Source organism: Desertibacillus haloalkaliphilus, from assembly GCF_019039105.1.
In the GTDB taxonomy this organism is placed as follows: domain Bacteria; phylum Bacillota; class Bacilli; order Bacillales; family KJ1-10-99; genus Desertibacillus; species Desertibacillus haloalkaliphilus.
The window spans coordinates 1-401 of sequence record NZ_JAHPIV010000240.1 but is presented as its reverse complement, the minus strand read 5'-3'; the positions used below and the strand labels follow the sequence as shown (position 1 = coordinate 401).

1 protein-coding gene is annotated in these 401 nt (G+C 50.4%); it reads left to right on the top strand.

Annotated features, from left to right (window positions below; all coding sequences use genetic code 11):
- The coding region (locus tag KH400_RS29885; protein ID WP_217228193.1) for a hypothetical protein at positions 1 to 401 on the top strand (401 nt) is incomplete at both ends.

Genomic DNA, 401 nt, shown 5'->3' with positions numbered 1-401 from the left:
AGAGGAGGAAGAGGAAGGGAAGGAGAAGGGAAGAAGAGAGGGGGGGGAGGAAAAGGAGAGAAGGGGAAGGAGGAGGAAGGGAGGAAAGAAAGGAAAAAGAGGGGAGAGGAAGGAGAAAAAGGGAAAAAGGGGGGGAGAGAGAAGGGGAAAGAAAAAGAGAAGAAGGGGGGGAAAAGGGAAGAGGGGAGGGAGAGAAGGAAAGAAAGGAAAGAAGAGGAGAGAGGGGAGAAGAGGGGAAAGGAGGAAAAAGGGGGAAAAAAGAAAAAAAGGGAAGGAAGGGGGAGGGAGAAAAGGAAAGGAAAAGAGAAGAGGAAAGGGGAAAAGGAGAGGAAAGAGGAGAAAGGAGGGAGGGGGGAAAAAGAGAAAGGAAGAAAGGGGAAAAAGGGAGGAAGAGGGAGAGA